Genomic DNA, 10584 nt, shown 5'->3' with positions numbered 1-10584 from the left:
CGTGGCGGATTTACGATTTTGACGGTGCGGGTAGTAACGCCGATGGCATAAACGATGGCGAAGTTGCTGGCATCCAGTTTATCGATTTCAAAAATTTGCAAGGTGGTTCGGGTGTAGATAGCTTTGATATCGATACAAACTTCACCGGCACTATTTCTGGCGGTGGCGATGCGGATATATTTAATATAAATGCCTTTGTTAATACAATTTTTGGTGATAATGGAAACGATAGTTTTATAGTAGGCAACTCTGGATCTGTGACTGTTGTCAATGGCGGGCTGGGAACAAATAACACGCTCACTGGCCGTAATAGCCAAAACACTTGGGCGCTAACTACAGCTAATGTAGGGTCTGTGTCTACAGGTAGTACAGTTTACATTGATAACTTTTCCGGTATCCAAATTCTTCAGGGCGGAGATTCATCAGACACTTTTAATTTAGCGTTTACTTTTTCGGGAACCGTGAATGGTGGTGCTGGAGCTGATATTTTTAATATTGACGCGGCAGCCAACATTCTGCAAGGAGAGGGCGGTAACGACAGCTTTTTGTTTAATAGTACTTCTAATGTTGGTAGTGCAAATCAGATAGATGGTGGTAATCCCGGAGAGGATAACCAAATTACCGGTCGTGAGACGCTCAACACCTGGACTATTACATCGACTAATGCAGGCAATATAAAGGTGACGTCTGGCGCAACTTACATCGCAAACTTTAGCAATATCCAAACTCTGAACGGCGGTGCGGCGGCGGATGAATTTTTTGTTAACGCTGATCTTACTGGAACAATTCAATCAGGTGCGGGAAAAAATATTTTTCATATCAATACAAGTGTTGGTCAATTACAAGGCGGTACTGATGATGATGAATTTATTTTCGGCATGGCAGGTTCAGCGCAATCCGTTAATGGTAATGGTGGTATCAATACATTAAGAGGACGTGATGTAGCCAATACTTGGAACTATACGGGCACAAATGCAGGGAATCTTAGCCAAACTGACAATTTCGCTACCTACGTGAACAATTTTTCAAACATTCAAACCCTGCAAGGCGGTAGTAATGTTGATATTTTTAATATCAACGCTGCTGCAGGAAATATATTCGGCAATGCAGGTAATGATAGGTTTGTATTTAGCAGCAATAACAATGTGGGTAGCGCGGTAAGTATTGATGGAGGTACTGATAGCAATTACCTTATTGGTCGCAACGCGGCTAATAGCTGGACTATGCTTGGTGCCAACAACGGTAGCCTATCGATTACGAATGGAAATATTTACGTTGAAAATTTTTCCGCTATCAACAATCTGGAAGGTGGTAATGTAAGTGACAGACTGTTCGGTGTGAATCAGAACAATGACTGGAAAATCACCGGCATTGATAGGGGGAATTTGCAGGTTTCCGGCTCCGCATCTTCCGTGGCATTTACTAATATTGAAAATCTTTTCGGTAATCAGGAAATTGACACCTTCACTTTTACAACTAATCAAAGTTATATAACAGGATTAATTGATGGTGGTAGCTCCGCGACATTAACCACTACCGAGGATTCTATCGATCTGTCCGCATTGACTAGTGGTGTGACTGTAGAGTTGGGTAATAGTGAATCCAACAACTTAAATTTGGTTAATATCGAATCTATTACTGCGTTTTCCGGCAATCCCAATTCAAATGTCATTATTGGTGCGAGTGAAAATGCATATCGTTGGAACATCACGAGCGCAAACGCTGGGCTGATAGAACTTGCAACATCACCCTCTTTTGAAACTCGCGTAGAATTTAATAATTTCGGAGATCTTCGTGGTGGAACAAATAGTGACAGATTTAATGTGCAGGCGCCGGTTAGCAAAAGCATTAGCGGTGGTGATGGCGGTGGAATTGACTTAGTAGATTATTCGAATAGAACTGAAAATTTCACCATTACCATTGGCGGTAATGGTTCATTGGGTAATACAGGTATTAACGGAATCGAAGGTGTTATTGGTAATAGCGGCAAAGATAATGTTTACAACAGTACAATCAATGTTACAGATGGCAATAATACTTGGACTATAGGAGCATTCGATACTGTTGCTGATGGCTTAAATGATGGCACGATTAATATTAACGGAAAGATTATTTCCTTCGAAAATTTTAATAGCCTTATTGGTGGTTCGGGAAATGATACATTTAATTATTCCTCCCAAGGCCAATTAGTGGGGCTTATTGATGGCGGTGCGGGCAATAACACTATTAATGCATCTCAATCAGCAGTAACTCAACAATTTCACATAAATGGTAATGGAGCGGGCGTCACCAATTTGGTGCGAATAGAGGAGTTAACTGGTAATTCAGCTACTAATAGCACATTAGTGAGCACCTCCTCAGCCAACACCTGGAACGTGAATAATCAGGGTATCGGGCGATTAAATAATTCTTTGCGTTTCGCTGGCATATCTAGCCTCACGGGCGGCCTGTACACAGATGTGTTTAATATCGAAAATATTTCTTTCTTAACCGGAATTATCGATGGCGGTTCCGGTTCATCCGCTGATCAACTTAATCTTACAGGAGTTAATACAGACTTAAGTGTGGGTATTGGAGCCACCGCAGTCGCTAACCTGCGAGTAAGTAATATCGAATCCATTAACGCAAACTCGAATAGAACCAATACCTTTATCGCAAACAATCTGATCGATAATTCCTGGTTAATTACAGGTCTCAATAGCGGCACACTGAATACAACACTCTCTTTTTCCGGTTTTGCCAATCTTGTTGGACGGGAAACAGCTGATACATTTATCTTTGACAATGAATTATCCAATATCAGTGGTTGGATTGATGCTGGAGTGGGTATTGACACTCTGGATCTAACCCAAAGTAATCGTGATGTAGTTATTCACATCGCTGCCGATAATACTGTTGGCAATAATGGTGAAATTACGGTTAACAATTTCGAGACGATTGCTGCCGATGCAGACAACAGTAATAAACTAATCGCTAAAGATGTAGACAATATGTGGACGATTACATCGATTAATGGCGGTCAGTTAAATGAAACTGTATCGAATGCGGCAACAGTTTTTACAAATTTCAAGCATCTCACTGGCGGAAGTCAGAATGATATATTTAATTTTGAATCAGCTGGCAATATTACTGGTTTAATTGATGGTGCAGCCCATAGAGATCAGGATATTGTTGACGTCAGTAAATCCCTTAATGCCAACATAGTAATTACTGCCGCAGGTGCAAATAGTGGTTATGGCAATATCGAAAAATTTATTGGCAATAACACTACCAGTACTATTGCGGGTGATAATCGAGTTAATAACTGGGTGGTTAATAACAATGCGGGCACTATAAATAGCACTATCCAATTTGAAGGCTTTGCTAATATTGTTGGTGGCAATAGTCAGGATACTTTTTCGCTAAATAATGCCGTTTTGGCGGGCTATATAGATGGTTCAGAAGGCAATGACACCTTCAACCTTACCCAGAGCGCAATCAATGGCGGTATCCGTGGTGGAATAGGTGATGATTTATTTAACATAACAGTGGTAAATGGTTTTGCTAGCACAGTGGATATTATTGGAGGGCAGGGACTCGATCGATTATTTGTTTCAGGTGGCGATGTAAACTACAAAGCCACACATCAACAAGGTGTTTTACAATATGCAAGCCCTACAAATCTTACCTATACAGTAAATTATTCAGATATCACGGATATTACCGATAATGTAATTGCTGATAGCCTTACCCTCTGGGGCACTTCATCTAATGATGTATTCACCCTGCAAAACAGTAATTATTGGTTAACCCCAGAAACTTCTATAACTTATTTGCAAAAACAAAATTTGACTATCAATGGCTCATCAAGCGATCAAATAAAAATAGATGGAAGCGTATCAATTCCAAAAACTCTTACGGTTAATAATGCGTCCCTTATCAGTGAAAACGCAGGAAAAATTATTGCTCAATCTCTTGAATTGGTTGCAACACAAAATATTGGTAGTGAGGCGGAGCGTTTAAAATTAGCAGTTGATGATATCTATTTAAAATCAACTAACGGTAATCTATACCTTGATGAGCAAGATTCTCTTAATATAAAAGAGTTTTCAGCATCTACTACTAATATTTTCGATGTCATACTTGGTGGTGATTTATCATCTTCCGCCAATATCAATTATGCGGGTCAATTTAATGTTAATTCTCTATACGGAAATATTGTATTAAATAACAACAACTCTTTTGCTGGTAATCTGGCGTTAAATGCCACTGGCAATATCGCTGTAAAAAATAATACATCATTAAATTTATCTTACGTGCAAGCTCAAAACTTGACAATTGATGCTGATGGAACGGTGACCAGTGAAGGACCCATGATTGTCAATGGGCTAACCAGCATATCATCCAGTGCCGATCTCTCCCTATTGCATGTTGATAATGATCTTAATTCGCTGACAATCATTAAAGCGAATAACATTTCCATTAATGAAAAAAATAATCTTACCTTAACAGGCATTTCTGCAAATGGTAATGTCACCATAAATGCTAAAAACTCAATAAATGTGAGTGATTCATGTAGTGATAATTGCGGTGACAACAACGGCATAAGTGCAAAAAATGTAACAATAAATTCTGACTCTGGTGATATCACTGTAGGAAAGCGTATTTTTGCCACTGAAAGTATTGATTTTGATGCTGACGGAATAACAGTAAATGATTCGCTTTCGGCCAAGGATATAAATCTGAATGCAGGAGCGGGTAATCTATTACTGAATGAAAGTGGTAACTTGAATGCCCAGCTAGGAAATTCTATTGATCTAGCAGGTAATAGAATTGAACAGCGCTCGACGATTTCCAGTACAGGTGATATCCGTTTCGCAGCATCTAATGAAATTCAAATGATTAACGGATCGTTGACAGAGTCAGCTTCTGGTAATGTCACTTATACGGGCAATAATATCGCGCTTGCAACCATTAAAGCAGTTAACGGGGAAGTTAATCTGTCAGCCGATGGTGCGATTACCGATAATAACGATGACAACATTAATATTTATGCGAATCGTTGGAGCGCAGATGCGGCCACTGGAATAGGCTCTGGCCGTTTTGGTGCTGCTGGGCAGGATGCGATAGAAACTGATGTGAATATACTATCGGTAAGAAACGCAGGTAAGCTTCTGGGCGATACAAAAATTAATATTTTAAATTCTGGTTCACTTACTATTGAGCAGTTGAGAAATAATGGTGATATTTCTATTGCCAACCTTACTGGTGATTTTATTCTCGATAACACTCATAACGGTCCTTTTGATATCAATAAAACTGATGCGAGAGAGCAAGGCGGCGTTATCAATGCAGGTACAAATGGAGGTGTTCTCACTCTTTCTATACCGAATGGAATGGTGCGTGCGGAAAATGATGCGGTAAAATCAAATCCCGACATCATCGCAGATATAGCGACTTTTGATTATTCCCCTGGGACTCGTTTTGGCTTTGGTGATAGAAATAGAAAAATAGTTATGCATATCCCAAGTGTTTATAAACAGACAGCAAAAACAAGCTCTATTATTTGGCACATTAGAAAGCCATTTGAGATTGTTGACTCATCCACTCCATTAAAAAATCTTGCCAGTAATGATCAATTAATTCAAATTGAAGGATTGAGTGAGATTGATCCTGCAATTTTTACTAGCGTAAGAAACTATCTTCACGATGAGGTTGCCATTCTGATGCCGGCTGACCAGCGTTTTGATGAAGATGAATACGCAGAATAATCTGTTAATTTTTTAACTTGTCCGGGATTGATTAAGTGCTATTTAAATTTTTTAAAATAAACATACGTTATCTAACTCTAGTGTTTTTTGGATTGATTCATACTCCTGCTAACGCAGGATTTCTTGAAATGCCGGATACAACCCAAGTTCCTGAATTTGAGCGCGAAAGCTTGTTGCTCGATATGGATATACCTGCGTTACGGGATCGTGACCCAAATCCGGAAGCAGGACCACGACTTAATGTAAAACAATTTAGGGTACAAGGCTTGGTTGAGTATCCTGAATTGGATATTACTCGCAAAAAAATTATCAAACAGGTTGAAAAGATTCGATTTGATTTGATGGAGGAGGGCAAGCAATTAGAGTCGGGATACACGGTAAGTGAATTAGAAGAGGTCTCTGATCTAATTGCCGAAATTGAGAAAGAAACAGAAGGGCGCCATGTAGGCCCTGTTGAGGTTCAAAAGCTTGTTTTTCTCATTCGTGAGCAGCGTCGGCAGCGTGGTGTTACTGTTGGCATGATAGAGGTTGTTGCTGACACAATAACTCGATATTACCGTGAGCGCGGCTTCATTTTAGCAAAAGCATACATTCCCAAACAGCATGTTCGCGATGGTGTGGTAACAATTACACTCTTGCTTGGTCAATTAGGTGAAGTTGAAGTAAAAAATAACAAACGCTATTCTGAAAATTTAATTAAACGAGTTTTTAATAAATCCCTTTCAAAGCCTGTCACTAATGATTCAATAGAAGAAAATTTATATCTTATTAATGATTTTCCGGGGTTATCCGTTAGTGGTTATTTTGAAGCAGGATCTCAAGTGGGAGATACCAAGTTAAATGTTAATGTGAATTCAGAAGATAAATACGCAGCAAACGTTCGCTTGGACAACCATGGCTCGGATAAAACTGGCGAGTTCAGAGCTTATACAGATTTTTACTTAAATAACCCTCTTGGGATCGGCGATCAATTGCAGCTAGGTGTATTGGGTTCATTTAATCCTGAAAATTCGTTGTATGGATCTTTGCGATATTCACTTCCTATATATACGACAAGATTTGGTTTTTCGCTTGGGGTTTCTAACAATGATTTTATATCGGCTACTGCTGGGTCGACATCAGACTCGGATTTCGAAATTACCGGAAAGTCTACAGTAATAGATGGCGTTTTTACTTACAAATTAAATCGAACCAGAAAAGAAAATCGCAGTATTTTACTTGGATTATCCGATATAAAATCTGAAATTCAGTATGGTACGTTATTAAATGCAGGAACTGAAAAAACAGTTAGAAAAGTGGATTTAACCTATCAGTTTGATGTGTTAAATGAGAAACATCGTGTTCTACATCAAGGTGGAGTCACGCTTACCGCTTCAGACTTCGTAGCGGGAGCGGAGGAAGGCCAAGATGAGGCACCAAGCATACTGTCATTTGACTATTCAAGATTATCTTTTGTTGACATGCCATTATTAGAGAAAGAAAGTAAATGGATTATTCGTGCCGCTGGTCAATTTTCTGATGCTGCACTTTCTGAAGTCTTGCAGTTTGGTTTGGCCGGGCCTACGCGCACACGCGGGTTTGCTATTAATGAATTTTATGCGGACGATGCTATCTTTTTTGGGTCAGATCTGGTTTTTAGCGGTCCTAATTTGAATGATTTCATGATAGCGGGGGAAAAGTTTGAAGATGTAATACAGCCCTTTGTTTTCCTTGATATGGCTTATGGGAAAAACAATGCTTTCATTAAAGACGATGACGATATCAAAACACACTTGATTGATGTTGGCGTTGGAATAAAAGTTGTATTTACAGATGGTCTCCGCAGCAATTTTTCACTGGCTTTTCCTGTTGATGCAAAGAATTCAGCTCTGGAACAACAGAAGCAGTTAGATCAAGAAGAAGGATTGAGTGGGGATTCCGATACTGATTACACCCCAGGTGAAGGTGTAAAGCTCTATTTTGATATCCAATATGGATTCTAAAAAGTCTATATCAAGCCCACGTTTTAATAGTGTATGTATTTATAAAATTTGTTTTATTTATTGAGTGGTGCATCACATATTAAGTTAAGACTAATGGGGTGCGTTGTTTGTAAAAATAAATTAGGCTAGCATCCATTGTTTTTGGATATTTTTAATTTTTATCTAGTGGTTGGTACGCTGCTTAATTGGCGTATTGGTTACTTTAATGTGTAGTACTTAAAACTTAAGGAGCAATAAAGATGGCGATTTATATCGAGTATGAAGGTATCAAAGGAAATATTACCGCTAACGGTTACAAAGATCATATTGGTGCTAGCTCGTTGCAGTTTGGCGTTGGTCGTGGCATCTCCATGGAAGCGGGCAATCTTGCTAACCGTGAAGCTACTCGTCCCTCTATTAGTGAAATTACTTTCACTAAGTTGGCTGATATATCATCCACCTCTCTTTTTAAAGAGGCAGTGACTGGTTCTGCTGGTAAGAAAGTAGTTATTAAATTCGTACAAACAGGTGCCGATCAGCTGGTTGAGTTTATGACTTACACCTTGGAAAACTGTTTGGTTAGTGGATACTCAGTATCAGCAGATAGCGAGAGTGATCCGGTTGAATCTATTTCTCTGAGCTTCGCGAAGATTATGGTTAATTATAGCGATTATGATAAGAGCAATAAGTCTGCGACACCTCAGCGTGTTGGTTATGACTTGGCTACCGCTAAGCCTCTGTAATACTTCTCAAAAAAGTACCCCGTTTAGGGGTACTTTGTCTCTGAGCTCGCAATTCCTTACTGCGGGGCAAGGATGTAATAACACTTCATCGATGAAGGGTTTATTAAGGTTGCAATAGCATGACTCAGCTCTCACAAGATAATCGTTTCATCTCCATCTCTGATTTTTCTCTCGGTAAAGACACTTTCTTACTCACTGGTTTTCAGGGTTCAGAAAATATTTCTGACTTATTCACATTCGATATTGATGTGATATCGGAAAATCTGGACATAGATCCTAATAAAATTGTGGGTAAAACAGCGACAATAACTATTAAAACGGATGCTAATCGCAAATTTAACGGTTTCATCAGAGAGTTTATTTTAGGGGAGATAAAAGCAGATAACCTGCGCGAATATAAAATGGTTATGGTTCCTTGGTTGTGGTTTTTATCACAAACTAATGATCATCGTATTTTTCAGGAAAAAAATACCAAAGACATTGTTAGTCAAGTTTTTAGTGATCTTGGCTTTACTGACTTTGAATTCAGAGCTGATGGTGGCAAGAAACGTGAATATTGTGTACAGCATAATGAAAGCGACCTCCACTTTATATCACGGCTGCTAGAAGAAGACGGCATTGCATACTATTTTGAACATTCTGATGGGAAGCATCAGCTAATTTTGGTTGATAAACCGAATGCTTATAGCGATGTGTCGGAAACCGATCTGGAATACTCCAAAGGTAATACTCCTCATGCTCAAATTCACTCATGGGAACATAAGTATTTATTTAGAAAAGGAATGTGGACTCTCAATGATTATAATTTTAAAGAGCCGCAGAAGGATTTAACTGCAACCATTAAAACAAAAAGTCAATACGCTAAAAATGCAGTCTATGAGCATTATGAATACCCGGCTTTCTATGATCCTAATTTAGGTTCAGAGCTTGCAAAAATCTGCCTTGAATCTGAAGAAGCTGATCGCGATACTGTATTTGGTCAAAGTAACTGCGCCAGCTTTTACGCCGGCGGTAAGTTTAAACTGGCCAAACACGCAACAGCATCTCAGAAAGGTAGCTATATTTTAACTGCCGTAACTCACCATGCTTTTGATAAAAGTTATTTTTCGGGTCATGAAGGGAATGCCGCCTACAACAATCAATTTGTCTGTATTCCCGCTGAAACATCATTTCGTCCTAAACGTATACATATCAAACCGGTGATGAAGGGGCCCCAATCCGCAGTAGTGGTAGGGCCAGCAGGCGAAGAGATCTATATTGATGAACACTGTCGAATCAAGGTGCAATTCATTTGGGATCGCGAAGGTAAGGACGATGAAAATAGCTCGTGTTTTGTTCGTGTAGTCCAAGGTTGGGCAGGGAATCAATGGGGTTCATCGTTTATTCCGCGCATTGGCCATGAGGTTATTGTTAATTTTCTGGATGGCGATCCCGATAGGCCCTTGGTAACTGGCTCGGTTTACAATGCTTGGAATAAGCCGACCTACCCGTCAAAAACACAAAGTGGGATAAAAACCCGCTCTACAAAAGGCGGTACACCACAAAACTATAATGAGCTCCGTTTTGAAGATAAAAAAGGCGAAGAGCAGATTTATGTTCATGCGGAAAAGAATTACGACACCCAAGTAGAAAATGATCAGACCTTAACAGTCGATCACGATCGTACCAAAACTATCAAACACGATGAAAATTCATCAATTGGTAATGATCGCAACAAAACGGTTGGGAATAATCAAACTGAGTCAATTGGAAAAAACAAAACAATTGATGTTGGTGATGATCACACGGAAACCATTGGCAAAAACATGTCGTTGACTGTGGGTAAAAATATCACCATCGATATTAGTGAAAACCATACCGAGACTATCGGTAAAAATATGACTATCGGTATTACCAAAGATCTGCGTGAAACAGTTGAAGGTAAATACACCGAAAATGTCACGAAGGAATATGCATTAAAAGCAAAAACTATCACTATGACTGCCGATGATCAGATCACACTTAAAACAGGTTCGGCCTCAATAGTAATGAAAAGTAATGGTGACATCACTATTTCTGGAGCCAATATCAATGTGAAGGGCTCAGGAAATGTAGTTGTTAAAGGAAGCAAAATTACTAACAATTAGTGTG

Annotated in this window: 4 protein-coding genes; all 4 read left to right on the top strand. The window is 39.2% G+C overall.

The features are described from left to right. The first annotated feature begins 95 nt into the window (after positions 1-95). The gene (locus O59_RS21890) at positions 96-5750 is read left to right on the top strand and encodes a hypothetical protein (protein WP_232283123.1); all 5655 of its coding nucleotides are present in this window, start codon (positions 96-98) and stop codon (positions 5748-5750) included. 128 nt (positions 5751-5878) lie between these two features. Next, positions 5879-7732 (top strand): ShlB/FhaC/HecB family hemolysin secretion/activation protein, encoded by a 1854-nt coding sequence (locus O59_RS20080; protein ID WP_081489758.1) that lies wholly within the window; start codon positions 5879-5881, stop codon positions 7730-7732. Between the two features lie 239 nt (positions 7733-7971). Next, a complete protein-coding gene (locus O59_RS20075; RefSeq protein WP_007646070.1) occupies positions 7972-8454 on the top strand; it encodes a type VI secretion system tube protein Hcp in 483 nt (160 codons plus the stop codon). A 119-nt stretch (positions 8455-8573) separates the two neighbouring features. Further along, positions 8574-10580, top strand: coding sequence for a type VI secretion system Vgr family protein (locus O59_RS20070; protein WP_007646069.1), 2007 nt, complete (start codon positions 8574-8576; stop codon positions 10578-10580). Positions 10581-10584: the final 4 nt, after the last annotated feature.

The organism is Cellvibrio sp. BR (assembly GCF_000263355.1).
Taxonomy (GTDB): domain Bacteria; phylum Pseudomonadota; class Gammaproteobacteria; order Pseudomonadales; family Cellvibrionaceae; genus Cellvibrio.
The sequence above is the reverse complement of the archived record's forward strand: the minus strand, read 5'-3'. Positions and strand labels throughout refer to the sequence as shown.

Coding starts and splice junctions, on each gene's coding strand:
- O59_RS20080 (WP_081489758.1), top strand. CDS start 5,879: ATGCCGGATACAACCCAAGTTCCTGAATTTGAGCGCGAAAGCTTGTTG.
- O59_RS20075 (WP_007646070.1), top strand. CDS start 7,972: ATGGCGATTTATATCGAGTATGAAGGTATCAAAGGAAATATTACCGCT.
- O59_RS20070 (WP_007646069.1), top strand. CDS start 8,574: ATGACTCAGCTCTCACAAGATAATCGTTTCATCTCCATCTCTGATTTT.